Here is a 25,831-nt window from a genome sequence, read left to right as displayed (position 1 = left end):
GGCCCCGGCCCGAGCCACCCTTGAGGAGACAACTCCAATGAGCCTGAACATTTTCTGGTTCCTGCCCACCCACGGTGACGGCAAGTACCTGGGCACCAGTGAGGGCGCCCGCGCCGTCGACCACGGCTACCTGGCGCAGATCGCCCAGGCCGCCGACCGCCTTGGTTTCGGCGGTGTGCTGATCCCTACCGGACGCTCTTGCGAGGACTCCTGGCTGGTTGCCGCCTCGCTGATCCCGGTCACCGAGCGCCTGAAGTTCCTGGTGGCCCTGCGCCCGGGGATCATTTCGCCGACCGTGGCCGCGCGCCAGGCCGCCACCCTCGATCGCCTGTCCAACGGCCGTGCGCTGTTCAACCTGGTGACCGGCGGCGACCCCGACGAACTGGCCGGCGACGGCCTGCACCTGAACCATCAGGAGCGTTACGAGGCGTCGGTGGAATTCACCCGCATCTGGCGCAAGGTGCTCGAAGGCGAAACCGTCGACTACGCCGGCAAACACATCCAGGTGCAGGGCGCCAAGCTGCTCTATCCACCGATCCAGCAACCGCGCCCGCCACTGTATTTCGGGGGCTCCTCAGACGCCGCCCAGGACCTGGCCGCCGAGCAGGTCGAGCTGTACCTGACTTGGGGCGAGCCGCCGGCCGCGGTGGCCGAGAAAATCGCCCAGGTGCGCGAGAAAGCCGCCGCACAGGGCCGTGAGGTGCGCTTCGGCATCCGCCTGCACGTGATCGTGCGGGAAACCAACGACGAGGCGTGGGCCGCTGCCGACAAGCTGATCTCGCACCTGGACGACGACACCATCGCCCGTGCCCAGGCTTCGCTGGCGCGCTTCGACTCGGTAGGCCAACAGCGCATGGCCGCGCTGCACGGTGGCAAGCGCGACAAGCTGGAGGTCGCCCCCAACCTGTGGGCCGGCGTCGGCCTGGTGCGCGGCGGTGCCGGCACCGCACTGGTGGGCGATGGCCCGACCGTGGCGGCGCGGGTCAAGGAGTACGCGGACCTGGGGATCGACACCTTCATCTTCTCCGGCTACCCGCACCTGGAAGAGTCGTACCGCGTTGCCGAGCTGCTGTTCCCGCATCTGGACGTGCAGCGCCCGGAGCAGCCGAAAGCGGGTGGCTACGTGAGCCCGTTCGGCGAGATGGTCGCCAACGACATCCTGCCCAAGTCCGTGGCGCAGAGCTGAGGGCCGTACCATGACCCGTGCAACCTCGACCCCCTGGCCACAGCGCCTGGCGCCCTGGGCCCTGCCAGTGCTGCTGCTGGCGGTGTGGCAACTGGCGGTGACCAGCGGCTGGCTGTCGACGCGCATCCTCCCTGCGCCCAGCGCGGTGCTCGATGCCGGCGTCGAGCTGGTGCGCAGCGGCGAAATCTGGACCCACCTGGCCATCAGTGGCTGGCGTGCGGGCCTGGGTTTTCTCATCGGCGGCAGCCTGGGTTTGCTGCTGGGCTTTATCACCGGCCTGTCGACATGGGGTGAACGCCTGCTCGACAGCTCGGTGCAGATGATCCGCAACGTGCCGCACCTGGCGCTGATCCCGCTGGTGATCCTGTGGTTCGGCATCGACGAGTCGGCAAAGATTTTCCTGGTGGCGCTGGGGACCCTGTTCCCGATCTACCTGAACACCTACCACGGCATCCGCAACGTCGATCCGGCGCTGGTGGAGATGGCGCGTAGCTACGGGCTGTCGGGCTTCGCGCTGTTTCGCCAGGTGATCCTGCCGGGCGCGCTGCCGTCGATCCTGGTCGGGGTGCGCTTTGCCCTGGGCTTCATGTGGCTGACGCTGATCGTTGCCGAAACCATTTCGGCCAACTCGGGTATCGGCTACCTGGCCATGAACGCCCGTGAGTTCCTGCAGACCGACGTGGTGGTGCTGGCGATCGTGTTGTACGCCGTGCTCGGCAAGCTCGCCGACCTGGCCGCCCGTGGCCTGGAGCGTGTGTGGCTGCGCTGGCACCCGGCCTACCAGGCCGCGAAGAAGGAGGGGGCGTGATGACCGTGCTCAAGGAACAACCGCCGCGTCTGCTGCGTGGCATTCCGCTGGCGGCCAACGGCCTGCGCAAGACCTTCGGCCAGCGCGACGTGCTGCGCGGCATCGACCTGCATATCCCGGCCGGCCAGTTCGTCGCCATTGTCGGCCGCAGTGGCTGCGGCAAGAGCACCTTGCTGCGCCTCTTGGCCGGGCTCGACAACCCCAGCGCCGGCGAGCTGCTGGCCGGCGCCGCACCGTTGGCCGAGGCCCGCGAAGACACTCGCCTGATGTTCCAGGACGCGCGCCTGCTGCCGTGGAAGAAGGTGATCGACAACGTCGGCCTGGGCCTGTCGGGCCACTGGCGCCAGCGGGCGCTGGACGCCCTGGAGGCGGTCGGCCTGGCGGACCGCGCCCAGGAGTGGCCGGCGGCCTTGTCCGGCGGCCAGAAGCAACGGGTGGCCCTGGCCCGGGCGTTGATCCATCAGCCGCGCCTGCTGCTGCTGGACGAACCGCTGGGTGCGCTGGATGCGCTGACCCGTATCGAAATGCAGCAATTGATCGAACGCCTGTGGCGCCAGCATGGCTTCACCGTGCTGCTGGTCACCCACGACGTCAGCGAAGCCGTCGCCGTGGCGGACCGGGTGATCCTGATCGAGGACGGCGCCGTCGGCCTCGACCTGCTGGTCGACCTGCCGCGCCCTCGGGCGCGGGGTTCGCACCGCCTGGCGGTGTTGGAAAGCGAAGTGCTGGACCGTGTTCTGTCCGCCCCGGGCACCCCGCCCGAGCCGGAACCTGTAGCCCCTTTGCCCACGCAACTGCGTTGGGCGCATTGAACCCCCGAAGCCATAGAAAGGAAATCAGCCATGACCATCAAAGCCATCAACGTTCGCAACCAGTTCAAAGGCACCGTGAAGGAAATCCTCGAAGGCCCGGTACTGTCGGAGATCGACGTGCAGACCGCCTCCGGCATCGTCACGTCGGTGATCACCACCCGTTCCGTGAAGGAGCTGGAGTTGCAGGTGGGCAGCGAGGTGATCGCCTTTGTGAAATCGACCGAGGTGTCCATCGCCAAGTTGTGATGAATTGCACAGCCGGCCCTGTGGGAGCCGGCTTGCCGGCGATAGCGTCAGATCAGGCAACAGAGATGTGTCTGGGGACGCCATCGCCGGCAAGCCGGCTCCCACAGATTTTTCTGGTTTCAGGATTAGCGCTTGGCCAGAATCGGCGGCAGGTACAAGCCCAGATACGCCTCGAACACCCGCATCCCTTCCTCCGCCATGCGCGGGGTGATCTGCTCGTGCAGCTGCATCGAGCGGGCATACACCCGGTCGCTGAGCTCCATCGCCAAGGCGAACACGTCCACATCCCTGGGCATCGCCGGCAGCTGGAAATGCCGGTCGAACAGCCGGTGCATCAACTCGCCCAGCTCCAGGTCGTGCTGGCGGTCAGCCTGGACCACTTCGCTCAAACCATGCTGGGCGAGAATCAGCTGCCGCGCCGCGGCGTCCTCGTTGTAGATGTCCAGCATGCGCTGCTCGATCAACCGCGACAGGCCGTGCCAGGTGCTGAACGCCGCACTGTCGATCGGCGCGCTCAAGGCCTCGCGAAAGGCCCGGTGCACATCGGCGGTGAGGGCTTCGAGCAACGCCGGCACGCTGGCGAAGAAGTGGTACACCGACGACGGGGGGATCTGCGCCCGTTCAGCCACGCTGTAGATCGACAGCGCGGCCACCCCTTGCCCGGCCAGCAGCTCGCGCGCTGCCGCCAGGATCGCCTCGATCCTGGCCTGGCTGCTGGCGCGCGGCTTGCGCGGGGTGGCGGGGCGGTTCATCAGTTGCTGATGGCCAGGATGCTGGCCTGGTAGGCACCGACGAACAGGTCGAAGTCACCGACCTCTTCCTGCTCCAGCTCGGCCTGCTTGGCAATCGACTCGCGGGCGAGCGTTTCGAAGGCCTGTTGCTGCTCGGTGCTCAGCGGCTGCTCGCGGAAGGTCTCGGCGTGCAGGCGGCTCTGGCGCAGGGAGAACGCGACGAAGCTTTCATCGTGCTCGGTCATGCGCGCCAGTACCTGGGCCGACGGGGTCAGCTCGGGGTCGTCGACCTTGGCCTGCTGGGCTTGCAGGGCCTTGGCGTGCTCACTGCCGCCATGGGCACGGTCAAGCAGGGCGGCCAGTTCACCGATGCGTGCGATCAGTTCGCTGGCCCATTGCTTGAGCGCGACCGGCTGGTCGGCACGGCGCAGTTCCAGCCCCGGACGGCGACCTTCCTTGACCACGGTGAGGAAGTTGCTGGTGCACTGGCCGCACTCGCCGTTGTCCAGCGGTGGGCTGTCCTCCAGGGCGCAGAACAGCAGGAAGGCGTCGAGGAAGCGTGCCTCGGTGAGGTCGATGCCCACCGGCAGGAACGGGTTGATGTCCAGGCAGCGCACTTCGACGTACTGCACGCCACGGGAGGTCAGGGCCTGGATTGGCCGCTCGCCGGTGTAGGTGACGCGCTTGGGGCGGATGTTCGAGTAGTACTCGTTCTCGATCTGCAGGATGTTGGTGTTCAGCTGCACCCACTCGCCATCCTTGTGCGTGCCGACCTCGACGTAGGGCGGGTAGGGCGTGCCTACCGCCTTGCGCAGGCTGTCGGTGTAGCTGGCGAGGTTGTTGTAGCAGGGCGTCAGGCCCGCCTGGGCGTTGCTCTGGTAACCCAGGTCGCTCATGCGCAGGCTGGTGGCGTAGGGCAGGTACAGGGTATTGGCGTCGAGCTCTTCGAGCTGGTGCGGGCGGCCGCGCAGGAAGCCTTTGTCCAGGGTCGGCGAGGCGCCGAACAGGTACATCAGCAGCCAGCTGTAGCGGCGGAAGTTGCGGATCAGCGCGATATAGGCCGAGGACTGGTAGTCGCGGTTGCTTTCCTCGCCGCCTTCGGCGTCACGCAGCAACGGCCACAGTTTCTCGGGTAGCGAGAAGTTGTAGTGGATGCCGGCGATGCACTGCATGGTGCGCCCGTAACGCAGGGCCAGGCCCTTGCGGTACACGTGCTTGAGCTTGCCGATATTGGAGGTGCCGTACTCGGCGATCGGGATGTCCTCCTCGGCCGGCAGCGCGCAGGGCATCGACGGGCTCCACAGGTACTCACCGGCTAGCTTGCTGTAGACGAAACGGTGGGTCTGTTCGAGGCTTTCGAGCACCTTGGCAGGGTCCGCCAGGGCCGGGGTGATGAACTCCAGCAGCGACTCGGAATAGTCGGTGGTGATCTGCTCGTTGGTCAGCGCCGAACCCAGCGCCTCCGGGTGCGGGGTCTGGGCCAGGCGACCGTCTTCGGTCACGCGCAGGCATTCGCGCTCAATGCCGTGCAGGCACTGCTTGAGCAGGTCGAGGTTGTCGCCGAGCAAGCTCAGGCGGCGGTTGAGGAGGTCGCTCAAGATGGATTCCTTCACGCGTCAGTCGCCCCAATATGGGGGTAGAGGTGACGGTCTACAAGGGTAGTTGGGAAAGGAACTGGCGTTGTCGCCTGGTTGCGCGGTTCCGACGCCAATAACGCGGGACCGCTGCGCGCTCCATCGAAGGCTTGCCGGCTCCCACAAGACCCTGTGGGAGCCGGCTTGCCGGCGATGGGCTGCAGAGCAGCCCCAACAGCTATTGCCGGCAAAAATACCGCAGTCAGGGCCTTTTCAGCTAGAGAACCGCAAAGGTTCCCTGCGCCTTGGCCACCAGTTTGTCGCCCTGGAGCACGTCGGCGTCGACCACCAGCGTGCGCCGGCCTGCATGCAGTACGCGGGCGGTGCACAGTACCTCACCCTCGCTGACCGCGCGCATGTAGTTGATCTTGCACTCGATGGTCACGCTCTGTTGGTCGAAGCCATGGCTGGCCGAGCAGGCCAGGCCCATGGCGATGTCGACCAGGCTGAAGATCGCCCCCCCATGCAGCTTCTGGCCGCGATTGCGCAGGCGCGGCTCGAGCGCCAGGGCCACCTCGGCAACGCCGGTATCCAGGCGTTGCAGGCGGCAGCCCAGGAGCTGGCTGAAGGCGCTTTCGACGTACTCCTTGGGGACGTCCATCACTTCTTCTTGAGCTGCTTGGCGTTGGCGAACAGCGAGGCCATGGCGTTGTTAGCCGGTGCGGCGTTGGTGGTTTCACGCGGGCGTGGTGCCTGCTGCTGGCGGTTGCCGCCATTGCCACCACGGTTACCGCCACGGTTGCCCTCGACCTTCTCGCCCGGGGTGTCGCTCATGCGCATGGACAGGCCGACGCGCTTGCGCGGGATGTCCACTTCCATGACCTTGACCTTGACCACGTCGCCGGCCTTGACCGCTTCACGCGGGTCCTTGATGAACTTCTCGGACAGCGCCGAGATGTGCACCAGGCCGTCCTGGTGCACGCCGATGTCGACGAAGGCACCGAAGTTGGTGACGTTGGTCACCACACCCTCGAGGATCATGCCCGGCTCCAGGTCCTTGAGGTCCTCGACGCCGTCCTGGAAGGTAGCGGTCTTGAACTCCGGGCGCGGGTCGCGGCCGGGCTTGTCCAGCTCCTGCAGGATGTCGGTCACGGTCGGCAGGCCGAAGGTTTCGTCGGTGAATTTCTTCGGGTCGAGGCGCTTGAGGAAGCCGCTGTCGCCGATCAGCGAGCGGATGTCGCGCTCGGTGCCGGCGGCGATGCGCTGCACCAGCGGGTAGGCCTCGGGGTGCACGGCGGAGGCGTCCAGCGGGTTGTCGCCGTTCATCACACGCAGGAAGCCGGCGGCTTGTTCGAAGGTCTTTTCACCGAGGCGACTGACCTTTTTCAGTGCCGCACGGGTGGCGAACGGGCCGTTGGCGTCGCGGTGCGAAACGATGTTCTGCGCCAGCGTCGCGTTGAGGCCGGAGATGCGCGTCAGCAGCGCCACCGAGGCGGTGTTGACGTCCACGCCCACGGCGTTCACGCAGTCCTCGACCACAGCATCCAGGCCACGGGCCAGCTTCACCTGCGACACGTCGTGCTGGTACTGGCCGACGCCGATGGATTTCGGGTCGATCTTCACCAGCTCCGCCAGCGGGTCTTGCAGGCGGCGGGCAATCGACACGGCGCCACGGATCGACACGTCCAGGTCGGGGAATTCACGAGCGGCCAGTTCGGACGCCGAGTACACCGACGCGCCGGCTTCGGAGACCATGATCTTGGTGATCTTCAGGGCTGGATACTTTTTCACCAGCTCCGCGACCAGCTTGTCGCTTTCGCGGCTGGCGGTGCCGTTGCCGATGGCGATCAGCTCCACCGAGTGCTTGGCGCACAGGGCGGCCATGATCGAAATGGTGCGGTCCCAGTCGTTCTTCGGCGCATGCGGGTACACCGTGGTGTAGTCCAGCAGCTTGCCGGTGGCATCGACCACGGCGATCTTGCAGCCGGTGCGCAGGCCCGGGTCGAAGCCCAGGGTGGCGCGCGGGCCGGCCGGGGCGGCCAGCAGCAGGTCGTGCAGGTTGTGGGCGAACACGTTGATCGCTTCGCCTTCGGCGTTGTCGCGCAGCTCGCCGAACAGGTCGGTTTCCAGGTGGGTGTACAGCTTGACCTTCCAGGTCCAGCGCACCACTTCGCCCAGCCACTTGTCGGCCGGGCGGTTGCGGTTCTCCACGCCCACATGGCCGCCGATCATCACTTCGCACGGGTGCAGGGTGCCCGGCAGCTCCTCGCCGACTTTCAGCGAGGCGCTGAGCACGCCCTCGTTGCGCCCGCGGAAGATCGCCAGGGCGCGGTGCGACGGGGCGGTGCGCAGCAGTTCGTCATGGGCGAAGTAGTCGCGGAACTTGGCGCCTTCCTCTTCCTTGCCGGCCACCACGCGGGCGGTCAGCACCGCTTCCTGCTTGAGGAAGGTGCGCAGTTTTTCCAGCAGGGCGGCATCTTCGGCGAAGCGCTCCATGAGGATGTACTTGGCGCCTTCGAGCACTGCCTTGACGTCGGCAAAGCCTTTCTCGGCATCGACGAAGCGTGCTGCTTCGCTTTCCGGGTTGAGCTGCGGGTCGTTGAACAGGCCGTCGGCCAGCTCGCCCAGACCGGCTTCCAGGGCGATCTGGCCCTTGGTGCGGCGCTTCTGCTTGTAGGGGAGGTAGAGGTCTTCGAGGCGGGTCTTGGTGTCGGCCAGCTTGATCTCGCGGGCCAGTTCCGGGGTCAGCTTGCCTTGCTCTTCGATGCTGGCGAGGATGCTGGCGCGGCGGTCGTCGAGCTCGCGCAGGTAGCGCAGGCGCTCTTCCAGGTGGCGCAGTTGCGTGTCGTCCAGGCTGCCGGTCACTTCCTTGCGGTAACGGGCGATGAAGGGCACGGTCGAGCCTTCGTCCAACAGGCCCACGGCCGCCTCGACCTGTTGTGGGCGTACGCCCAGTTCCTCGGCGATACGGCTGTTGATGCTGTCCATGTAAACCACCTGACAATTGTGTATGCGGGGGCCGCGAGACGGGCTCGGGCCCGGCGGCGCTGGATGAAAGCCGCGCATTATACCCATCGTGCCGGGCTTGCGGTGATGGCACCGCGCCTGCCGTTGACGGGGTAGCAGTGGCGCGGTGGGAAAAATCTGCTAACAATGCACACGGCACGCGCTGCAATGGCTACGCCATAATGCGCGGCGATATCAGAGGAGTAATTCATGACCAGCACCGCAAACGCCGCCGAAGGCGACAAGATTCTCATCGTCGACGACGACCCGGGCCTGAGCAGCCTGCTGGACCGTTTCTTCACCAGCAAGGGCTTCCGTGTGCGCACCGTGCCGAACGTCGAACAGATGGACCGCCTGCTGGCCCGTGAAGTGTTCAACCTGGTGGTGCTCGACCTGATGCTGCCGGGCGAGGATGGCTTGTCCGCCTGCAAGCGCCTGCGTGCATCGAACAACCAGATCCCGATCATCATGCTCACCGCCAAGGGCGACGAGCTCAGCCGTATCAAGGGGCTGGAGCTGGGCGCCGATGATTATCTGGCCAAGCCGTTCAACCCCGACGAACTGGTGGCCCGGGTCAAGGCCGTGCTGCGCCGCCAGGCCCCGGCTGTGCCGGGCGCGCCGGGCAGCGAGGAAGAGACCGTCACCTTCGGTGACTACGAACTGTCGCTGGCCACCCGCGAGCTCAAGCGTGGCGACGAGACGCACATGCTCACCACCGGCGAGTTCGCCGTGCTCAAGGCCCTGGTGATGCATGCTCGCGAGCCGCTGACCCGCGACAAGCTGATGAACCTGGCCCGTGGCCGCGAGTGGGATGCGCTGGAGCGCTCCATCGACGTGCAGATCTCGCGCCTGCGCCGAATGATCGAACCCGACCCGTCCAAGCCGCGCTACATCCAGACCGTGTGGGGCGTGGGCTACGTCTTCGTGCCGGACGGAAACGCCGGCAAATGAGCCTGCTGGCTCGACACGAGGGTGCAGGGCGACTCGCAGGAGTCGCCCTGTTTTCGTCTGTAGCGCCCAACCTTTTTTGCGGCCCTTGCCGACTGTGTAGTGATCGATGAAAACCCCGCTCTGGTTCCCGCAAAGTTTCTTCGCCCGCACCCTGTGGCTGGTGCTGATCGTCGTGCTGTTCTCCAAGGCGCTGACCCTGGTGTACCTGCTGATGAACGAAGACGTGCTGGTCGATCGTCAGTACAGCCATGGCGTGGCGCTCACGCTGCGTGCCTATTGGGCGGCGGATGAAGAGAACCGCGACCAGATCGCCGAGGCTGCCGGGCTGATCCGGGTCACCGGCTCGGGCGTACCGGAAGGCGAGCAGCACTGGCCGTACAGCGAGATCTACCAGCGCCAGATGCAGGCCGAACTGGGCGAGGACACCGAGGTGCGCCTGCGCATCCATGCGCCACCGGCGTTGTGGGTCAATGCCCCGAGCCTGGGCCCGGGTTGGCTGAAGGTGCCGCTGTATCCGCACCCGCTGCGCGGGCAGAAGATCTGGAACGTGCTGGGTTGGTTCCTGGCCATCGGCCTGTTGTCCACCGCGTCGGCGTGGATCTTCGTGCGTCAACTCAACCAGCCGCTCAAGCGCTTGGTGTTCGCCGCCCGCCAGCTGGGGCAGGGGCGCAGTGTGCGCCTGCCGGTCAGCGACACCCCCAGCGAGATGACCGAGGTGTACCGGGCGTTCAACCAGATGGCCGAGGATGTCGAGCAGGCCGGACGCGAGCGCGAGTTGATGCTGGCGGGGGTCTCGCACGACCTGCGCACGCCACTGACTCGTCTGCGCCTGTCGCTGTCGCTGATGGACAACGACAGCGACCTGAGCGACGACATGGTCCGCGACATCGAGGACATGGACGCCATTCTTGACCAGTTCCTGGCCTTCATCCGCGACGGCCGCGACGAACCGGTGGAGGAGGTCGACCTCACCGAGCTGATCCGTGAAGTGGTGGCGCCGTACAACCAGCCTGAAGAACGCGTGCGCCTGTGCCTGGAGCCGATCCCTCCGTTCCCGCTGCGGCGGGTGTCGCTCAAGCGCATGCTCGGTAACCTGATCGGCAACGCCCTGCACCACGCTGGCAAGGGCGTCGAGGTGGCGGCCTATGTGTCGGGCGACCAGAGCGCACCCTACGTGGTGCTCAGTGTGCTCGACCGCGGCACGGGGATCGACGAGTCGGAACTGGAGACCATCTTCAACCCGTTCATCCGTGGCGACCGGGCGCGGGGCGGCAAGGGCACCGGGCTGGGGCTGGCGATCGTCAAGCGGATTGCCGCGCAGCACGGTGGCAATGTCGAGCTGCGCAACCGCTCGGGCGGGGGGATCGAGGCGCGGGTGCGGTTGCCTTTGGGGTTGTTGTTGCCGCGTAACGCTGTCTGATTGCTGGGGCTGCTTGCGCAGCCCATCGCTGGCAAGCCAGCTCCCACAAAATCCGCGTGCGTTTCCTGTGGGAGCTGGCTTGCCAGCGATTGACTGCGAAGCAGTCCCGACTTAACCCTTCCCCTTGGTCCGGGTCTGGTTCGGCCCGCCATTCTTCTCCAGGTGTTCGATGATCATCCCGGCCACATCCTTGCCGGTGGTCACCTCGATCCCCTCCAGTCCCGGTGAAGAGTTCACCTCCATCACCAGCGGCCCGTGGTTGGAGCGCAGGATATCCACACCCGCCACGCTCAGGCCCATCACCTTGGCGGCACGAATCGCGGTGATTCGCTCTTCCGGGGTAATCTTGATCAGGCTGGCGACCCCGCCCCGGTGCAGGTTGGAGCGGAACTCGCCCGGTTTGGCCTGGCGCTTCATCGAGGCGATCACCTTGTCGCCCACCACGAAGCAGCGAATGTCCGCGCCGCCTGCTTCCTTGATGTACTCCTGGACCATGATGTTCTGCTTGAGGCCCATGAATGCTTCGATCACCGACTCAGCGGCTTGAGTGGTTTCGCACAGCACCACGCCGATGCCCTGGGTGCCTTCGAGCACCTTGATCACCAGCGGCGCGCCGTTGACCATCTGGATCAGGTCGGGAATGTCGTCCGGCGAGTGGGCGAAGCCGGTGATCGGCAGGCCGATACCCCGGCGCGACAGCAGCTGCAGCGAGCGCAGCTTGTCCCGTGAGCGGGCAATCGCCACCGACTCGTTGAGCGGGTAGACGCCCATCATCTCGAACTGGCGCAACACCGCGCAGCCGTAGAAGGTGACCGAGGCGCCGATACGCGGGATCACCGCATCGAAGCCTTCCAGCGGCTTGCCGCGGTAGTGGATCTGCGGCTTGTGGCTGGCAATGTTCATATAGGCCCGGAGCGTGTCGACCACCACCACTTCATGGCCCCGCTGGGTGCCGGCCTCGACCAGGCGGCGGGTGGAATACAGACGCGGATTGCGCGACAGCACAGCGATCTTCATGCAGCACCTGTGACAGGGGAAAGGGTGGCCGGGAAGGCCGGTTTGTCCTGGACGTACTTGAGGCCGGGGTTGACCACCAACTGGCCGTGGATCAGCGCCTTGGAGCCCAGCAGCAGCCGATAGCGCATGCTCTTGCGGCAGGCCAGGGTGAATTCCACCTCCCACACCCGGTCGCCCAGCGCCAGGCTGGTGCGGATCACGTAGCGGGCCTGGGCCTGGCCGTTTGAGCTCTTGATGCGTTTCATCGTGACCAGCGGCGCCTCGCAGCGCCGGTGGCGCAGTTGCACCACCGAGCCCAGGTGCGCGGTGAAGCGCACCCAGGGCTGGCCATCGCGCTCGAAGGTTTCGACATCGGTGGCATGCAGGCTGGAGGTGCTGGCGCCGGTGTCGATCTTGGCGCGCAGGCCGGCCAGACCGAGGTCGGGCAGGGCGACCCACTCGCGCAGGCCGATTACAGTCAGGTGGTCGAATGTCTTCACGAAGCGTGCCCTGCGGATCAAGGTGGTGAACTGTAATGACGGCACGGACTTTTTGCATCCGTCAGTCACGGTAGTACAGTTCTGTGAAAGACAGAGTTCGAGGAAAAACCATGGCACAAAAGCCCGAAGACGACGACAAGGTCCGCCTGGACAAGTGGCTGTGGGCGGCGCGTTTCTACAAGACCCGGGCGCTGGCCAAGGCGGCCATCGAAAGCGGCAAGGTGCACTGCCGGGGCGAGCGCTGCAAGCCAGGCAAGGAACCACGGGTGGGCGACGAATTCCTGCTGCGCACCGGTTTCGATGAGCGCACGGTGGTGGTCAAGGCGTTGTCGGTGGTGCGCCGGGGGGCGCCAGAGGCGCAGTTGCTGTATGAGGAAACCGCCGAGAGCGTGAAGCGGCGTGAGCAGGCCGCCGAAATGCGCAAGGCGGGAGCGATGGGCGTGACCACCGACGGGCGGCCGAACAAGAAACAGCGCCGGCAGATTCACCAGTTGCATGGCAGTTTCGAGTGAATGGGGCTGCTGCGCAGCCCTTTTGCCGCGGTTCGCCGCTGCGACAGGCCGGCTCCCTCAAGAATCAAGAGCGTTCAGTGAGTGTGGGAGCAACTGTCTTACGCAGGCTTCTGTAGGAGCGGCCTTGCCGGGGCGCCGGACCGGTCGGAAAGGGGTGCGCAGCGCCCCCAGGATCTCGAATACACCTCAAGATCGCCGGGGCCGCTTTGCGGCCCGTTCGCGACACAAGGCCGCTCCTACAGAGACCGCGCAAGATATGGGAGCCGGCTTGTCGCAGCGGCGAACCGCGGCGAAAGGGCCGCGCAGCGGCCCCAGTGAGTGATCAGGCGGCGCGTATCACGCTCATCCGCCCGACCAAAGGCAACCGGCTCATCAATCTGAACAACGGCGCCGTCCAGCGCACCAATGCCGCACTGGCCGTGGCCATCAGCGGTGTATGGCAGCTCCAGCCCAGCGCCAGCACCGCCATCAGCAGGCCGCCGATGTAGTCGTCCTGGCCCCAGTGCGCACCGGCGACCAGGCGCGGCAGCATGAACAGCAACGCCAGCGCCCAGATCACCAGATGCTGCAACAGACGGCGGCTGAACAGGCTCATGAACAGCGCCCAGATCAGCAGCACCGAGGCATGGTCACCCGGGAAACTCTGCCCGGAACGGTCCTTGAGCTCCCATTTGGCTTCCAGGTGCGGGTAGTAGTCGCTCAGGTGTACGGCGTTGTCGAGCACCATCGACGGGCTGCTGTGTTGCCAACCCATTGCACCGACCCACTTGGAAAACAGCGCGCGAATCACCACTAAGAGGAAAAGCGTCACCAGGAAGCCGAAGAACGCATGGCGTACCTGCCCGGCCCTGAACACCCAGTCGCCCTTGACCAGTAGCGACAGCATGATCAGCCCGACCAGGATGTCGAATGGGCGCAGGCTGCCGACGGCCCAGACCGAGCGCCAGAGCACATGGTCGGCCAGTGGCGCGTTGAGGCTGTGGAACAGCCATTCGTCGAAAGTCAGGCACAGGTTCTGGCCAATGGGCCATAACCAGAAACACAGTAGGGCGATGGGCAGCAGGGTGCAGGCCACCAAGGGTCCCCAGGACCACCTTGCTTGGAACAGTGGTCGATTATCCATAAAATACCTCGATCTCCAGGAGCAACTGAGCGCTTAGCAAGCGCTCTACGACAGACCTTTCAGTCTCCTGTAATTATTTTGCAATCATTTTCAGAAAGCCAGACAACCATGAGCGACTTGCCAGATACAGATTTCACCCAACGGTTCATCTTCGACGACCGCGATGTTCGCGGTGAGATGGTCGCGCTGGAACGCAGTTACGCCGAGGTGCTGGCCAAGCATGCGTACCCGCAGCCGGTTCAGCACCTGCTGGGCGAGCTGATGGCCGCCGCAGCGCTGCTGGTCGGCACCCTGAAGTTCGATGGGTTGCTGGTGCTCCAGGCACAGTCCCAGGGCCCCGTGCCGCTGCTGGCCATCGAGTACACCAGCGAGCACGACATCCGTGGCCTGGCGCGCTTCGAAGCCGAGCAGATCGAGGATGCTGCGAGCCTCGCCGACCTGATGCCTGGCGGCCACCTGGTGCTGACCATCATTCCGGTCAACGGCCAGCGCTACCAGGGCACCGTCGAGCTGGACGGCAAAGACCTGTCGGAGTGCTTCACCAACTACTTCGTCATGTCCCAGCAGGTGAACACCAGCATCGCCCTGACCGCCGACGGTGCACGCGCCCGCGGCCTGCTGGTGCAGCAACTGCCGGCCGAAATCCACAAGGATATCGAGGAGCGCGAGGAAAGCTGGGCCCACGTCAAGGCCCTGGCCAATACCGTCAAGGCAGAAGAGCTGCTTGGCCTGGACAACGAAACCGTGCTGCACCGCCTGTACCACGAGGACGCCGTGCGCCTGTTCGACATCCAGCCGCTGCGCTTCCGTTGCAGCTGTTCGCGCGAGCGCTCCGGCAATGCCCTGGTCAGCCTCGGCGAGCACGATGCCAAGGCGCTGGTGGAGGAATGTGGCGGCAAGGTCGAGATCGATTGCCAGTTCTGCAACGAGCGCTATTTGTTCGATGCGAGCGATGTGGCGCAATTGTTTGCCGGTGGTGGCACCGACGCGCCATCAGAAACTCACCACTGAAACGGTTAACTACAGGATTTTCTCCTGTCGAATTGCGCAAAAGCGCAGTTCTGACAGGAGGGGCCTACTTTTTTTGGGCGTTTCTGGCATAATCCGGCCACTTTTTTCGCTGTAGTAGTTTTTTCAAGACAACTACAAAACGTTTGGAGCACTCGGCCTCGGGCCGGATGGGGTATCTCATGACGCAAGCCAACAACACCGTGTACACCGACCTGAGCGTCGACAAGCTGGTAGAAGAAGCGCTGCAACGCGGTGAAGGCGTGCTGGCCGATACTGGCGCACTGGTTGTCGAAACCGGTCACCGCACCGGCCGTTCGCCGGCTGACCGTTTCATCGTCGAAGAACCTTCCACCCAGGACCAGATTGGCTGGGGCCCGATCAACCGCAAGTTCCCGGCCGACAAGTTCGATGCCCTGTGGGACCGCGTCGAGGCGTTCAACAACGCCCAGGATCACTTCGTTTCCTACGTTCACGTAGGGGCTGCGGCCGAGCACTACCTGCCGGTCAAGATGACCACCCAGACCGCCTGGCAGAACCTGTTCGGCCGTTGCCTGTTCATCAACCCGGCCCAGTACAACCCGGCCGGCCGTGATGAGTGGCAAGTGCTGAACGTCGCCAACTTCGAGTGCGTGCCTGAGCGTGACGGCACCAACTCCGACGGCTGCGTGATCATCAACTTCGCCCAGAAGAAAGTGCTGATCGCCGGCATGCGCTACGCCGGTGAAATGAAGAAAGCCATGTTCTCGGTGCAGAACTTCCTGCTGCCGGCCGCCGACGTGCTGCCGATGCACTGCGCCGCCAACATCGGCGAGCAGGGTGATGTCACCCTGTTCTTCGGCCTGTCCGGCACCGGCAAGACCACCCTGTCGGCCGACGAAAGCCGTTACCTGATCGGTGACGACGAGCACGGTTGGGGCGAAGGCGTGGTCTTCAACATCGAAGGCGGCTGCTACGCCAAGTGCATCGACCTGTCCGAGAAGAACGAGCCGGTCATCTGGAAAGCCATCAAGCACGGTGCGGTGCTGGAAAACGTCGTCATCAACGATGCCAAGCACGCCGACTACACCGATGTGAGCCTGACCCAGAACAGCCGTGCCGCCTACCCGCTGGAGCACGTTGCCAAGGTCTCCGAGAAGAACCTGGGCGGCGAGCCGAACGCGGTCATCTTCCTGACCTGCGACCTGACCGGCGTACTGCCACCGGTGTCGATCCTCAACAACGAGCAGGCGGCCTACCACTTCCTGTCCGGCTACACCGCGCTGGTCGGTTCCACCGAAATGGGTTCGGGCGGCGGCATCAAGTCGACCTTCTCCACCTGTTTCGGCGCTCCGTTCTTCCCGCGCCCGGCCGGCGTCTACGCCGAGCTGCTGATCAAGCGCATCAAGGCCTTCGGCTCCAAGGTCTACCTGGTCAACACCGGTTGGACCGGCGGCGGCTACGGCGTGGGCAAGCGCTTCAGCATCCCGACCACCCGTGGCGTGATCGCCGCCATCCAGAGCGGTGCTCTGGTCGGTGCCGAAACCGAGCACCTGGACATCATCAACCTGGACGTGCCGAAGGCTGTTCCGGGCGTCGACACCGAGCTGCTCAACCCGCGCACTACCTGGGCTGACAAGGCTGCCTACGACGAAGCTGCCAAGGGCCTGGCCGGCCTGTTCATCGAAAACTTCAAGAAGTTCGAAGTTTCCGATGCCATCAAGGCCGCTGGTCCGCAGCTGTAAGCGCTGACCGACCAGAAACAAGAAAGCCGCCCTTCGGGGCGGCTTTTTTGTTTCTGAGGTCATGGCCACTGTCGTCGGGCATGCAGGATGCGGAGGATTTCGACTGTGTCCTCGAGTACCTGGTAGATCATGATGTAGTTGCTGGTCACCACAATTTCGTGGGTTTCAACACATCTGCCAGGCCTGTAGAGGCGTGGAAATCGGGCCGCGTGCCTCGCCTTGTCCCTGAATGCTTCATCCAGCGCCACTGCGGCTGTCGGGTTGTCTTCTGCAATGAGCGTCATGATGCGTAGACGGTCTTTTCGAGCCATCGTCGACCAGGCAAGGCGCATCAGCGTTTTTGGGTTCTTAATTCGGCGCGGCGGGCAGCGAAGAATTGTTCGACTTCTTCATCATCCAGCGAGGGTGATGGGTCACGGCGGCTGGCGTGCACCTGCTCGATGAACCAGGCGTCGTAGGCCGCGGCTTCATGGGCCCGTTTGAGTGCCTGGGAACGATCCGGCCGTTGGTAGGTGCCGGTTTGCTGCGGATCCCAGGTCGAACTGTCGATTTCGAAATGGTCGATACCAAGCGCCTGCAGGTAGCTGACCAGCGTTTCGAGCTTCTTGAACAGCCGCACGTTGCCGCTACGCTGTGCGGTGAGCACGTGCTCCTGATCGTCGACGTCCACTTGAATGGCCCAGCCGCCAGCCTGGCTGACGATATGGGTGGCGTTGATACGGCCATTGCCGGCCAGCCGGCTGAGATGGGCATGATCCAGTTGAAGGGTGGGCACAGGCGTATGTCTCGGTTTCATTGGCGATGCACCCATGCTAGGCAATCTATTGTTGATTGCGACTATAGGCGTTCCCAAGTCGCTGTGGGAAGCTTCCCTAACTCTTCACCCAGGACGCCCCGATGACCGAATCCCCCCAACGCTCCGCCTTCTCCCACTTCCACCCCATCCTCACCCGCCCTCAGGACAACGACCTCAACGGCCACCTCGCCGGCTCCACGGTGCACGGCTTTTTCGAAACCGCGATCCAGGCCTTTCTCGTCGAGCAGGCCGAGCTGGACCTGCGCGATGGCGAGCTGGCGGGCTTCGTGGTGAGTTCGGCGGCGGACTTCTTTGCCCTGCCTGGCTTTCCGGATGTGCTCGAAGTGGGCCTGGGCGTGACGCGCCTGGCCGGCAGCACGGTGGAGTTCCGCCTGGCGCTGTTCCGCCCGGGCGAGGCTGAGGCGTGTGCGGCAGGTACCCTGGTGCAGGTGTTCGTCGAGCGTGCCTCCGGCCGGCCGGCGGCGCTACCGCAGACGCTGCAACTGATACTCGCCGGGCTGTCGCTCAATCGTTGAGGCGTGCTTGAGTAACCCCAGGTGCTGAAAACCAAAAGGCCCCGCCGATGAGGGCGGGGCCTTGGGTAGCTAGCTCAGGCGTTCAGCGATCAGTCGTGGCGCCAGTGCTTGTGCTTGCGGTGGCCATAGTGGCGGCCGCGGTCATGGTAGCGGCGATCATCGTAGTCGCGGCGGTAGCGACGCGAGTCGTGGCGCTCGTCTTCATCGGCCTTGTTGCCCATGTAGTTACCCAGCGCGCCACCGGCGCCGCCACCGGCTGCCGCACCGATGTAGCTGCCGGTGGTGCCGCCCACCGAGCGACCCACCACGTTGCCGCCGGCCGCGCCCAGCGCGCCGCCGATGGCGGCCTCACCACGCTGGCGCTTGTCGGCACCCAGGGCACCGCCGGCCGCGCCGCCCAGGCCTGCACCAATGGCGCCGCCGGTGCTACCACCGATGGAGTTGCCCACCACGGAGCCGAGTACCCCACCCAGTGCGCCGCCAATGCCGGCCTCGGTGGTGCCGCCTGCCATGGCCACGCCGCTGAGCAAGCTAAAAGACAACATCAGAATAGAGGAGTACTTCTTCATCGAGAGAGCCTCAAGGGGATGACGAGGCGGAATTTGAGGCTCGGCGAAGCGGCTTGCAATGGAAATCCGACGAGTAGCACGAGTTGTACACAATTCGGTAAGTTATTGAATTATGTATGAAACTTTCTCGATTTTCGGCTGTCAGAGGCTTTTATGACCAAGCCCTGAACCGTTGCGGAACAGGGCTTTTTTGTGGGCGCTTGAAGCCACATCTGCGCTGATACGGCTATGCCTGTAGGAGCGGCCTTGTGTCGCGAATGGGCTGCGCAGCAGCCCCGGCGATTTTTGTTGGGTAGCTGAACAGTGGGGCCGCTTCGCGACTCTTTCGCGACACAAGGCCGCTCCTACAGAAGCCGGCGATGAGTTCAGATAATCCGCCCGTCGTCCCGCGCCCGCTCCAGCTTGATGGCAATGAACTTGGAGGTCGGCGTATGGCTGCCATCGCCGATGCTCTCCAGCGGCACCAAGGGGTTCACTTCCGGGTAGTAGGCGGCTGCCTGGCCGGCCGGGATGTCGAAGGCCAGCAGGGTGAACCCATGCACCCGGCGCACATGCTCGTCGCCCCACAACGACACGATGTCGACCTTCTGCCCTGGCTGGAAGCCCAGGCGAATGATGTCGGCCTCGTTGGCGAACAGCACGTCGCGCTGGCCGCGTACGCCGCGGTAGCGGTCGTCCATGCCGTAGATGGTGGTGTTGTACTGATCGTGCGAACGCATCGATTGCATGATCAGGTCCGGCTGCTGGCCGCTGGCGCGCACGCGCGCGTCGAGCAGGCTGTCGGGCAACAGGTTGGCCTTGAAGTTGGCCCGCCCGCTGGCAGTCTTCCACTGGCGGCTGCCGGCGCTGTTGCCCAGGTAGAAGCCGCCCGGCAGGTGCAGGCGCTGGTTGAAATCGGCGAAGCCCGGGATGGTGTCGGCGATCAGGTCACGGATGCGGCCGTAGTCGGCCACCAGCCAGTGCCAGTCCACCGGCTGTTTGCCCAGGGTGGCGGCGGCGATACCGGCAACCACGGCAGGCTCCGAGCGCATCTGCCTGGATAACGGCTTGAGCTGGCCGTTGGAGGCATGGACCATGCTGAACGAGTCCTCGACCGTCACCGCCTGCGGGCCTTCAACCTGCAAGTCGATATCGGTGCGTCCCAGGCACGGCAAGATCAGCGCCTGCTTGCCATGGATCAGGTGGCTGCGGTTGAGCTTGGTGCTGATATGCACGGTCAGCGCGCAGTTGCGCAGGGCCTGCGCGGTGCGCTCGGTGTCTGGCGTGGCCTGGGCGAAGTTGCCGCCCAACCCGATGAACACCTTGGCCCGGCCTTCGAGCATGGCGTGGATTGCCTCGACGGTGTTGTGGCCGTTGTGCCGGGGCACCGGGAAGCCGAAGCGCTTTTCGAGGGCGTCGAGCAGCAGCACCGGCGGGCGCTCGTTGATGCCCATGGTGCGGTCGCCCTGCACGTTGCTGTGGCCGCGCACCGGGCACAGGCCCGCGCCCGGTACGCCGAGGTTGCCGCGCAGCAGCATCAGGTTGACGATTTCCTGGATGGTCGGCACCGAGTGGCGGTGCTGGGTGATGCCCATGGCCCAGCACATGATCACCCGCTTGCCCCGGCAGTACATGCGCGCTGCCAGCTCGATGTCGGCCAGGGTCAGGCCTGATTGCGCTTCGATATGGTCCCAGGGTGTGGCGTCGACCACCGCCAGGTACTCATCCACGCCATGGCCGTGCTCGGCGATGAAGGCGTGGTCGAAAATCGCCGGTTCGTCGTTGGCCTGCGCCTCGCGTTCCCATTGCAGCAGGAACTTGGCCATGCCACGCAGCAGCGCCATGTCGCCGCCCAGCGCCGGGCGCAGGAACGCGGTGTTGGTCGGCCGGTCGGTGTTGGTCAGCATCTCCAGCGGGTTCTGCGGGTGCTGGAAGCGCTCCAGGCCACGCTCCTTGAGCGGGTTGACGCAGACCACCTGGGCACCACGCTTCACCGCGTCGCGCAGCGGGTCGAGCATGCGCGGGTGGTTGGTGCCGGGGTTCTGGCCCCAGACGAAGATCGCGTCGGCGTGCTCGAAGTCATCGTAGGTGACCGTGCCCTTGCCCACCCCGACGCTCTGGCCCAGGGCCACGCCGCTGGCTTCGTGGCACATGTTCGAGCAGTCGGGGAAGTTGTTGGTGCCGTAGGCGCGCACGAACAGCTGGTACAGGTACGCCGCCTCGTTGCTGGCCCGGCCGGAGGTATAGAACTCGGCCTGGTCAGGGCTGGCGAGGTCGTTCAGGTGGCGGGCGATCAGGGCGAACGCTGCGTCCCACTCGATCGGCTGGTAGCGGTCGGTGCTCGGGTCGTAGACCATTGGCTCGGTCAGGCGGCCCTGGTACTCCAGCCAGTAGTCGCTCTGCTGCAACAGCGCACTGACGCTGTAGCGGGCGAAGAACGCCGCATCGACGCGGCGCTTGGTGGCCTCCCAGTTCACTGCCTTGGCGCCGTTCTCGCAGAACTTGACCATGCCGCTCTCGGGCGAATCGCCCCAGGCGCAGCCGGGGCAGTCGAAGCCGCCGTTCTGGTTGGTCTTGAGCAGGGCGCGGATGTTCTTCAGGGCGTTGTCGCTGCCGACCCAGGCCTTGGCCACACTGCGCAAGGCGCCCCAGCCGCCGGCAGGGCCGGGGTAGGGTTTGTAGCGAGGGGAAGAGGCGGGGGCGTTGTCCGGGAGTTTTTCGTACGAGGTCACGGCTGTTACTACTCCGCCGCTGGGCTGAACACCCGCGGTGCGCTGTGTTTGGGCAAATGAATGAGGTTGAGGTTGTGCTTGCGTGCCCATTGCAGGGCCAGGCCGGTGGGGGCCGAGAGGCTGACCAGGGTCTGGATGCCGGCACGCAGGACCTTCTGGATCAGCTCCAGGCTGCAACGGCTGGTGACGATGGCCAGGCCGCCTTCGGTGGCGATGCGCTGGCGCAGCAGGGCGCCGATCAGCTTGTCCAGGGCGTTGTGCCGGCCGATGTCCTCGCGCCCCAGCAGCAGCTGGCCTTCGTTGTCCATGAACAGCGCCGCGTGCACCGCGCCGCAGTGCTGGCCCAGGGGCTGGAAGGCATCGATGCGCTGGCGCAGGTCCTTGAGCCAGTGCGCGGGGGGCAGGGGCGCGCCCGGCAGCCTCTGCAGTTCGGGCAGCGCCTGTTCCAGGGCCTCGACACCGCACAGGCCGCAGCCACTGGTGCCGGCCAGCTGGCGGCGTTGGTTCTTCAGGTTCCAGAAGGCGCGGCTGGAAATTTCCAGGTCGGCGTACAGCGCCGAGCCGCTGCCGGAGAGCTTCACGTCGTAGATCTCGTCGGTGCCGGCGACGATGCCGCTGCCCACGCTGAAGCCCACCGCGAAGTCTTCCAGGTCGGTCGGGCTGACCAGCATCACTGCCTGGTTGAGGCCGTTGTAGACGATGGCCAGCGCCACTTCCTCGGCCAGCGGCGTGCTGTCACGCGCGGCATCGGTGAGTTCGACATAGTCGTAGGTGTTGCTGGCGGCGGGCATTTCCAGGGCAGTGTGCGCCGCACAGACCGGTGGCTTGCTGTTCATCGGGTGAGTACCGGCTGGCAGTTTGACCCCACCAGCCTAGGCCGCTGGGCAGGTGGCGTCTAATCGCTAGCGTCTATCCCGTGATAGAGCGTGTCGATGATGAGCAGGGGGCGGGGAGGGGGATCCTGGCCTAGACTCCTGCTTCCATGGATTCACCATCAAAGGAGCGCCACATGAGCCTGTTCAGTTTCGTGAAGGAAGCCGGCGAGAAGTTGATCGACCTGCTGACCCCCGGCAACGCCAATGCCGAAGAGCAGTTGAAGAAGCATGTCGAGAACGTCGGGTTGGGCAACCCCAACATCTCGGCCACTGTAGAGGGTGACAAGGTCATCCTCAAGGGTGAGGTCGCCAGCCAGGAAGAGAAGGAGAAGATCATCCTGGCTGCCGGCAACATCGCCGGCGTGGCTTCGGTGGACGACCAGATCACCGTCACCGGGCCGATTGCCCAGGCGGCCCGGTTCGTGACCGTGAAGAGCGGCGACACCTTGAGCGCCATCGCCAAGGCCGCCTATGGCGATGCCAACCAGTACAACAAGATCTTCGAGGCCAACAAACCGATGCTCAAGCACCCGGACAAGATCTATCCGGGGCAGGTGCTGCGTATTCCGGATTGAAGTACTGTTCGCCGGCAAAGCCGGCTCCTACGGAGCGAGCCCTACGCCCGTAGGAGCCGGCTTTGCCGGCGAATGATCCCATCACAAGCCTTCCAGCAAAGTTCGGTAATCCTCTACGGCCGCAAACTCCTGGGTATCGCGCAGCGCCCCTCGGCTGTCCGGCTGCCTCACCGCCAGCAAATGCCCCACCCCGAACCGCCGCGCACTGCGCAGGATCGCCAGGGTGTCGTCGATGAACAGGCTGCGCGCAGGCTCAAAGCCGATATCCGCCTGCAACGCATCCCAGAACTGCGGGCTTTCTTTTGGGTAGCCGTAGTCGTGCGAGCTGATCAGCCGCTCGAAATACGGCGCCAGTTCTACCCGCTCCAGCTTCAGCGACAGCGAGTCGCGGTGCGCGTTGGTGATCATGACCACCCGTTTGCCCGCCTGGCGGATGGCAGCCAGGAAGGTGTCGGCGTCCGGCTTCAGGGCGATCAGCTCGGCGATCTCTTGCTTCAGCTCGCGGATCGGCAGGCGCAGCTCGCGGCTCCAGAAGTCCAGGCAGTACCAGTTGAGCGTGCCGGCATGGCGCTCGAACAGCGGCTGCAGCTCCATCTCGGCCATGGCCCGGCTCACGCCATGCAGCTCGGCGTAGCGTTGCGGCAGGTGCTCCAGCCAAAAGCGGTTGTCGTAGTGCAGGTCGAGCAGGGTGCCGTCCATGTCCAGCAGGACGGTATCGATGGCGGACCAGGGAAGAACGGGCATGGGAAACTCTCGATCAGTCGGCAAGCCACGGTATAGTAACCCGTTCACGCCAAGGAGCCGCCCCATGCGCCAGAAACCCACCGTCCTCAGCCGCGAGATCGTCGCCAGCAGCCGCCTGTTCCGTGTCGAAGCCGTGCAGTTGCGCTTCTCCAACGGCACCGAGCGCACCTACGAGCGGTTGGTCGGCCGTGGCAATGGTTATGGCGCGGTGATGATCGTGGCCATGCTCGATGCCGAGCACGCGGTGCTGGTCGAGGAGTACTGCGGCGGGACCGATGAATACGAGCTGTCCCTGCCCAAGGGCCTGATCGAACCGGGCGAGGACGTGCTGGCTGCCGCCGACCGCGAGCTCAAGGAAGAAGCCGGTTTTGGCGCCCGCCAACTGGAGCACCTGACCGAGCTGTCGCTGTCGCCGGGCTACATGAGTCAGAAGATCCAGGTGGTGTTGGCCACCGACCTGTACGAAGAGCGCCTGGAGGGCGACGAGCCCGAGCCGATGCGGGTCGACAAGGTCAACCTGCGTGAGTTGTCGGCCTTGGCCATGCACCCACAGTTCACCGAGGGTCGGGCCCTGGCGGCGCTGTACCTGGCCCGTGACCTGCTGATCCAGCGTGGGGTGCTGAGCGTATGAACAACCTCCAGCTGATGCAGGACGTGGTGGCGCTTGCCCAGCGCGCCGGCGAGGCGATCCTGCCGTTCTGGCGTGCTGACGTGGCGGTCACCAGCAAAGCGGATGACTCCCCGTTGACCGCCGCCGACCTGGCGGCCCATCGCGTCATCGCCGAGGGATTGCAGACGCTGGCCCCGCACATTCCGGTGTTGTCCGAGGAAGACTGCGACATTGCGCTGCAAACCCGCGCCGCCTGGCAGCGCTGGTGGTTGGTCGACCCGCTGGACGGCACCAAGGAGTTCATCGCGGGTAGTGAAGAGTTCACCGTCAACATCGCGTTGATCGAGCACGGCGAGGTGGTGTTCGGGGTGGTGGCAATGCCGACCAATGGCCGCTGCTACTTCGGTGGTCGCGCGCTGGGGGCCTGGCGCGCGGAGCCGGGGCAGGCAGCCCAACCCATCCAGGTGCGCAACACCCCGCCGCAGGGGGGGCGTTTCACCGTGGTCGCCAGCCGTCGGCATTCCAGCCCTGAGCAGGAGGCGCTGCTCGCAGGCCTCGGTAGTGCTGTGGGTGACCTGGAACTGGCCAATATCGGCAGTTCGCTGAAGTTCTGCCTGCTCGCCGAGGGGGTCGCGGATTGCTACCCGCGCCTGGCACCGACCTCGCAGTGGGACACCGCCGCGGCCCAGGGGGTGTTGGAAGGTGCAGGTGGCGAGGTGATTGGCCTGGATGGGCAGGCATTCCGCTATCCGGCGCGGGAATCATTGCTCAATCCGTTCTTTCTGGCCTTGCCTGCCGCCGCCGCCTGGCGGCAGGCGTTGGTCGAGCTGGCCCTCAAGGGCTGAGGTAAGCCGACTCACACCCAAGGCTTGCACACTCCCTGTAGGAGCGGCCTTGTGCCGCGAAAGGGCTGCGTAGCGGCCCCAGGATTTCAAACACGCCTCTAGACTCGCGGCCCTTTCGCGGCACAAGGCCGCTCCTACAGGTGGATAGCTAACGCGGTAACCAGCCCAACAGAAATTCATTCACCACACACGGATTCTCCAGGCAGGCGATATGCCCGGCGAACGGAATCTGGGCCGCCAGGCAGCCGATGAGCCGTGACATCTCGCCAGACTCCGCCGGTGGCCGTGGAATGTCCTGGTCGCCACACAGCACGATGGTCCGCTCGGCGGGTAGCTCGGCCAGCCGAGCCAGCAGGTCGGGCCGCCCGAAGATCACCCGGCCCATCGGGTCCAGGCTTTCGCGGATGGTCTGGGCGCTGCTGGCTTTCAGCGCGGCACGGAACTGCTCGCGCACTTGCGGCACCGTCTCGCCACCGGCATGGAAGAAGATCGGCACCACGATATCCAGCAAGGGGTCGACGAAACTACCCGCCGCGCTGGCGGCATCCAGCAGGCCGAAGTATTTCAGCCGCGTTGCTTCGGGCTCTGCGCCGAGATAAGTGTCCATCAGCACCAGGCGGTCGATGCGTTCGGGGTGTTCGATGGCCAGCTGCGCACCCCACATGCCGCCGACCGACAGGCCGACCAGATGGCACTTGGGGATGTCCAGCGCATCCAGCAGGGCCAGGTGCTGACGGGCCAGGGCGCCCATGTCGGTAGTGCTGGCCGGCGGCGCGGCGGAATCGCCATGGCCCCAGAGCTCCGGCACGATGACCCGGAAGTGTTTCGACAGCGCTTCGATCTGTGGCTGCCACATGGCGGCCGACCACAGGTAGCTGTGGCCCAGCAGCACAGGGAAGCCTTGGCCCTGGTCGACATAGCTCATGCGCGCGCCGTCGATCTCGATGAAGTGTTTTTGCATGGGGTTTCTCAT

Annotated in this window: 27 protein-coding genes; 13 read left to right on the top strand and 14 right to left on the bottom strand. The window is 65.1% G+C overall.

Annotated features, from left to right (window positions below):
• Window positions 1-37: 37 nt before the first annotated feature.
• From ssuD to IX761_RS11300, 4 genes are read left to right on the top strand one after another with little or no spacing between them, the layout of a single operon-like run.
• Window positions 38-1,186: an FMNH2-dependent alkanesulfonate monooxygenase gene (gene ssuD / locus IX761_RS11315; protein WP_194789674.1), complete on the top strand. Its 1,149-nt coding sequence runs from the start codon at window positions 38-40 to the stop codon at window positions 1,184-1,186.
• 10 nt (window positions 1,187-1,196) lie between these two features.
• On the top strand, window positions 1,197-1,994 hold the full coding sequence (gene ssuC / locus IX761_RS11310) for an aliphatic sulfonate ABC transporter permease SsuC (RefSeq protein ID WP_194789673.1): 798 nt from the start codon (window positions 1,197-1,199) through the stop codon (window positions 1,992-1,994).
• Window positions 1,994-2,806 (top strand): aliphatic sulfonates ABC transporter ATP-binding protein, encoded by an 813-nt coding sequence (gene ssuB / locus IX761_RS11305; RefSeq protein WP_194789672.1) that lies wholly within the window; start codon window positions 1,994-1,996, stop codon window positions 2,804-2,806. The genes ssuC and ssuB overlap by 1 nt, the downstream gene beginning before the upstream one ends.
• Before the next feature lie 30 nt (window positions 2,807-2,836).
• Window positions 2,837-3,052, top strand: coding sequence for a TOBE domain-containing protein (locus IX761_RS11300; protein WP_008095172.1), 216 nt, complete (start codon window positions 2,837-2,839; stop codon window positions 3,050-3,052).
• 125 nt (window positions 3,053-3,177) lie between these two features.
• Here the strand turns inward: IX761_RS11300 and IX761_RS11295 are convergent, their stop codons facing one another.
• The 4 genes from IX761_RS11295 to IX761_RS11280 form a co-directional block, all read right to left on the bottom strand.
• On the bottom strand, window positions 3,178-3,804 hold the full coding sequence (locus IX761_RS11295; protein WP_194789671.1) for a TetR/AcrR family transcriptional regulator: 627 nt from the start codon (window positions 3,802-3,804) through the stop codon (window positions 3,178-3,180).
• Window positions 3,804-5,381, bottom strand: a complete 1,578-nt coding sequence (gshA, locus tag IX761_RS11290; RefSeq protein WP_194789670.1) for a glutamate--cysteine ligase — start codon at window positions 5,379-5,381, stop codon at window positions 3,804-3,806. The genes IX761_RS11295 and gshA overlap by 1 nt, the downstream gene beginning before the upstream one ends.
• Window positions 5,382-5,634: 253 nt before the next feature.
• Entirely contained in the window at window positions 5,635-6,018 is a 384-nt protein-coding gene (locus tag IX761_RS11285; protein ID WP_194789669.1) for a PaaI family thioesterase, read from the bottom strand.
• Window positions 6,018-8,345 (bottom strand): Tex family protein, encoded by a 2,328-nt coding sequence (locus IX761_RS11280; RefSeq protein ID WP_194789668.1) that lies wholly within the window; start codon window positions 8,343-8,345, stop codon window positions 6,018-6,020. The genes IX761_RS11285 and IX761_RS11280 overlap by 1 nt, the downstream gene beginning before the upstream one ends.
• Window positions 8,346-8,573: 228 nt before the next feature.
• On the opposite strand from IX761_RS11280, the gene ompR reads away from it, so the two are divergent.
• The gene (gene ompR / locus IX761_RS11275) at window positions 8,574-9,314 is read left to right on the top strand and encodes a two-component system response regulator OmpR (protein WP_194789667.1); all 741 of its coding nucleotides are present in this window, start codon (window positions 8,574-8,576) and stop codon (window positions 9,312-9,314) included.
• A 106-nt stretch (window positions 9,315-9,420) separates the two neighbouring features.
• Entirely contained in the window at window positions 9,421-10,734 is a 1,314-nt protein-coding gene (locus IX761_RS11270; RefSeq protein WP_194789666.1) for an ATP-binding protein, read from the top strand.
• Between the two features lie 111 nt (window positions 10,735-10,845).
• Here IX761_RS11270 and rimK read toward each other — a convergent pair whose 3' ends face one another.
• Together rimK and IX761_RS11260 are read right to left on the bottom strand one after the other, a co-directional pair.
• Window positions 10,846-11,751, bottom strand: coding sequence for a 30S ribosomal protein S6--L-glutamate ligase (rimK, locus tag IX761_RS11265; protein WP_194789665.1), 906 nt, complete (start codon window positions 11,749-11,751; stop codon window positions 10,846-10,848).
• Window positions 11,748-12,164 (bottom strand): ATP-dependent zinc protease, encoded by a 417-nt coding sequence (locus IX761_RS11260; protein WP_267241128.1) that lies wholly within the window; start codon window positions 12,162-12,164, stop codon window positions 11,748-11,750. The genes rimK and IX761_RS11260 overlap by 4 nt, the downstream gene beginning before the upstream one ends.
• Window positions 12,165-12,340: 176 nt before the next feature.
• On the opposite strand from IX761_RS11260, the gene IX761_RS11255 reads away from it, so the two are divergent.
• Window positions 12,341-12,742 carry an RNA-binding S4 domain-containing protein gene (locus tag IX761_RS11255; RefSeq protein ID WP_194789664.1) on the top strand — a complete coding sequence of 134 codons (402 nt, stop codon included), beginning with the start codon at window positions 12,341-12,343 and terminating at the stop codon, window positions 12,740-12,742.
• A gap of 322 nt (window positions 12,743-13,064) precedes the next feature.
• On the opposite strand, the gene IX761_RS11250 is transcribed toward IX761_RS11255, so the two are convergent.
• Complete coding sequence (locus IX761_RS11250; protein WP_194789663.1) at window positions 13,065-13,865, bottom strand: phosphatase PAP2 family protein; 801 nt, start codon at window positions 13,863-13,865, stop codon at window positions 13,065-13,067.
• A 108-nt stretch (window positions 13,866-13,973) separates the two neighbouring features.
• Here IX761_RS11250 and hslO point away from each other — a divergent pair, with 108 nt between their 5' ends.
• Together hslO and IX761_RS11240 are read left to right on the top strand one after the other, a co-directional pair.
• Window positions 13,974-14,876 (top strand): Hsp33 family molecular chaperone HslO, encoded by a 903-nt coding sequence (gene hslO / locus IX761_RS11245; protein ID WP_194789662.1) that lies wholly within the window; start codon window positions 13,974-13,976, stop codon window positions 14,874-14,876.
• Between the two features lie 179 nt (window positions 14,877-15,055).
• On the top strand, window positions 15,056-16,597 hold the full coding sequence (locus tag IX761_RS11240; RefSeq protein ID WP_194789661.1) for a phosphoenolpyruvate carboxykinase: 1,542 nt from the start codon (window positions 15,056-15,058) through the stop codon (window positions 16,595-16,597).
• Window positions 16,598-16,656: 59 nt separating this feature from the next.
• On the opposite strand, the gene IX761_RS11235 is transcribed toward IX761_RS11240, so the two are convergent.
• Both IX761_RS11235 and IX761_RS11230 read right to left on the bottom strand, forming a co-directional pair.
• On the bottom strand, window positions 16,657-16,929 hold the full coding sequence (locus tag IX761_RS11235) for a type II toxin-antitoxin system RelE/ParE family toxin (RefSeq protein WP_194789660.1): 273 nt from the start codon (window positions 16,927-16,929) through the stop codon (window positions 16,657-16,659).
• Entirely contained in the window at window positions 16,929-17,372 is a 444-nt protein-coding gene (locus IX761_RS11230; protein ID WP_194789659.1) for a hypothetical protein, read from the bottom strand. The genes IX761_RS11235 and IX761_RS11230 overlap by 1 nt, the downstream gene beginning before the upstream one ends.
• A gap of 122 nt (window positions 17,373-17,494) precedes the next feature.
• Between IX761_RS11230 and IX761_RS11225 the strand changes: the two genes are divergently transcribed.
• The gene (locus IX761_RS11225) at window positions 17,495-17,929 is read left to right on the top strand and encodes an acyl-CoA thioesterase (RefSeq protein ID WP_194789658.1); all 435 of its coding nucleotides are present in this window, start codon (window positions 17,495-17,497) and stop codon (window positions 17,927-17,929) included.
• A gap of 89 nt (window positions 17,930-18,018) precedes the next feature.
• On the opposite strand, the gene IX761_RS11220 is transcribed toward IX761_RS11225, so the two are convergent.
• The 3 genes from IX761_RS11220 to fdhD all read right to left on the bottom strand — a co-directional run bounded on the left by IX761_RS11220 (window position 18,019) and on the right by fdhD (window position 22,045).
• On the bottom strand, window positions 18,019-18,498 hold the full coding sequence (locus tag IX761_RS11220) for a glycine zipper domain-containing protein (RefSeq protein ID WP_194789657.1): 480 nt from the start codon (window positions 18,496-18,498) through the stop codon (window positions 18,019-18,021).
• A 365-nt stretch (window positions 18,499-18,863) separates the two neighbouring features.
• Window positions 18,864-21,209, bottom strand: coding sequence for an FdhF/YdeP family oxidoreductase (locus IX761_RS11215; RefSeq protein ID WP_194789656.1), 2,346 nt, complete (start codon window positions 21,207-21,209; stop codon window positions 18,864-18,866).
• A gap of 8 nt (window positions 21,210-21,217) precedes the next feature.
• Window positions 21,218-22,045, bottom strand: coding sequence for a formate dehydrogenase accessory sulfurtransferase FdhD (gene fdhD, locus IX761_RS11210; RefSeq protein WP_194789655.1), 828 nt, complete (start codon window positions 22,043-22,045; stop codon window positions 21,218-21,220).
• 173 nt (window positions 22,046-22,218) lie between these two features.
• Here fdhD and lysM point away from each other — a divergent pair, with 173 nt between their 5' ends.
• Window positions 22,219-22,659 (top strand): peptidoglycan-binding protein LysM, encoded by a 441-nt coding sequence (lysM, locus tag IX761_RS11205; RefSeq protein ID WP_194789654.1) that lies wholly within the window; start codon window positions 22,219-22,221, stop codon window positions 22,657-22,659.
• 81 nt (window positions 22,660-22,740) lie between these two features.
• Here lysM and yrfG read toward each other — a convergent pair whose 3' ends face one another.
• Entirely contained in the window at window positions 22,741-23,403 is a 663-nt protein-coding gene (yrfG, locus tag IX761_RS11200; protein WP_194789653.1) for a GMP/IMP nucleotidase, read from the bottom strand.
• A gap of 64 nt (window positions 23,404-23,467) precedes the next feature.
• Between yrfG and nudE the strand changes: the two genes are divergently transcribed.
• Window positions 23,468-24,034, top strand: coding sequence for an ADP compounds hydrolase NudE (nudE, locus tag IX761_RS11195; RefSeq protein WP_194789652.1), 567 nt, complete (start codon window positions 23,468-23,470; stop codon window positions 24,032-24,034).
• Window positions 24,031-24,858: a 3'(2'),5'-bisphosphate nucleotidase CysQ gene (cysQ, locus tag IX761_RS11190; protein ID WP_194789651.1), complete on the top strand. Its 828-nt coding sequence runs from the start codon at window positions 24,031-24,033 to the stop codon at window positions 24,856-24,858. The genes nudE and cysQ overlap by 4 nt, the downstream gene beginning before the upstream one ends.
• Before the next feature lie 148 nt (window positions 24,859-25,006).
• On the opposite strand, the gene IX761_RS11185 is transcribed toward cysQ, so the two are convergent.
• Window positions 25,007-25,819 carry an alpha/beta fold hydrolase gene (locus IX761_RS11185; protein ID WP_194789650.1) on the bottom strand — a complete coding sequence of 271 codons (813 nt, stop codon included), beginning with the start codon at window positions 25,817-25,819 and terminating at the stop codon, window positions 25,007-25,009.
• Window positions 25,820-25,831 lie beyond the last annotated feature (12 nt).

The organism is Pseudomonas sp. UFMG81 (assembly GCF_015354575.1).
Lineage (GTDB): Bacteria > Pseudomonadota > Gammaproteobacteria > Pseudomonadales > Pseudomonadaceae > Aquipseudomonas.
This window is presented reverse-complemented; position numbering and strand designations above follow the sequence as displayed.

What these genes read in the sequence shown, in the direction of transcription:
- ssuD (WP_194789674.1), top strand. Translation starts at nt 38, where the DNA reads ATGAGCCTGAACATTTTCTGGTTCCTGCCCACCCACGGTGACGGCAAG.
- ssuC (WP_194789673.1), top strand. Translation starts at nt 1,197, where the DNA reads ATGACCCGTGCAACCTCGACCCCCTGGCCACAGCGCCTGGCGCCCTGG.
- ssuB (WP_194789672.1), top strand. Translation starts at nt 1,994, where the DNA reads ATGACCGTGCTCAAGGAACAACCGCCGCGTCTGCTGCGTGGCATTCCG.
- IX761_RS11300 (WP_008095172.1), top strand. Translation starts at nt 2,837, where the DNA reads ATGACCATCAAAGCCATCAACGTTCGCAACCAGTTCAAAGGCACCGTG.
- IX761_RS11295 (WP_194789671.1), bottom strand. Translation starts at nt 3,804, where the DNA reads ATGAACCGCCCCGCCACCCCGCGCAAGCCGCGCGCCAGCAGCCAGGCC.
- IX761_RS11285 (WP_194789669.1), bottom strand. Translation starts at nt 6,018, where the DNA reads ATGGACGTCCCCAAGGAGTACGTCGAAAGCGCCTTCAGCCAGCTCCTG.
- IX761_RS11280 (WP_194789668.1), bottom strand. Translation starts at nt 8,345, where the DNA reads ATGGACAGCATCAACAGCCGTATCGCCGAGGAACTGGGCGTACGCCCA.
- ompR (WP_194789667.1), top strand. Translation starts at nt 8,574, where the DNA reads ATGACCAGCACCGCAAACGCCGCCGAAGGCGACAAGATTCTCATCGTC.
- IX761_RS11270 (WP_194789666.1), top strand. Translation starts at nt 9,421, where the DNA reads ATGAAAACCCCGCTCTGGTTCCCGCAAAGTTTCTTCGCCCGCACCCTG.
- rimK (WP_194789665.1), bottom strand. Translation starts at nt 11,751, where the DNA reads ATGAAGATCGCTGTGCTGTCGCGCAATCCGCGTCTGTATTCCACCCGC.
- IX761_RS11255 (WP_194789664.1), top strand. Translation starts at nt 12,341, where the DNA reads ATGGCACAAAAGCCCGAAGACGACGACAAGGTCCGCCTGGACAAGTGG.
- IX761_RS11250 (WP_194789663.1), bottom strand. Translation starts at nt 13,865, where the DNA reads ATGGATAATCGACCACTGTTCCAAGCAAGGTGGTCCTGGGGACCCTTG.
- hslO (WP_194789662.1), top strand. Translation starts at nt 13,974, where the DNA reads ATGAGCGACTTGCCAGATACAGATTTCACCCAACGGTTCATCTTCGAC.
- IX761_RS11240 (WP_194789661.1), top strand. Translation starts at nt 15,056, where the DNA reads ATGACGCAAGCCAACAACACCGTGTACACCGACCTGAGCGTCGACAAG.
- IX761_RS11235 (WP_194789660.1), bottom strand. Translation starts at nt 16,929, where the DNA reads ATGCGCCTTGCCTGGTCGACGATGGCTCGAAAAGACCGTCTACGCATC.
- IX761_RS11225 (WP_194789658.1), top strand. Translation starts at nt 17,495, where the DNA reads ATGACCGAATCCCCCCAACGCTCCGCCTTCTCCCACTTCCACCCCATC.
- IX761_RS11220 (WP_194789657.1), bottom strand. Translation starts at nt 18,498, where the DNA reads ATGAAGAAGTACTCCTCTATTCTGATGTTGTCTTTTAGCTTGCTCAGC.
- fdhD (WP_194789655.1), bottom strand. Translation starts at nt 22,045, where the DNA reads ATGAACAGCAAGCCACCGGTCTGTGCGGCGCACACTGCCCTGGAAATG.
- lysM (WP_194789654.1), top strand. Translation starts at nt 22,219, where the DNA reads ATGAGCCTGTTCAGTTTCGTGAAGGAAGCCGGCGAGAAGTTGATCGAC.
- yrfG (WP_194789653.1), bottom strand. Translation starts at nt 23,403, where the DNA reads ATGCCCGTTCTTCCCTGGTCCGCCATCGATACCGTCCTGCTGGACATG.
- nudE (WP_194789652.1), top strand. Translation starts at nt 23,468, where the DNA reads ATGCGCCAGAAACCCACCGTCCTCAGCCGCGAGATCGTCGCCAGCAGC.
- cysQ (WP_194789651.1), top strand. Translation starts at nt 24,031, where the DNA reads ATGAACAACCTCCAGCTGATGCAGGACGTGGTGGCGCTTGCCCAGCGC.
- IX761_RS11185 (WP_194789650.1), bottom strand. Translation starts at nt 25,819, where the DNA reads ATGCAAAAACACTTCATCGAGATCGACGGCGCGCGCATGAGCTATGTC.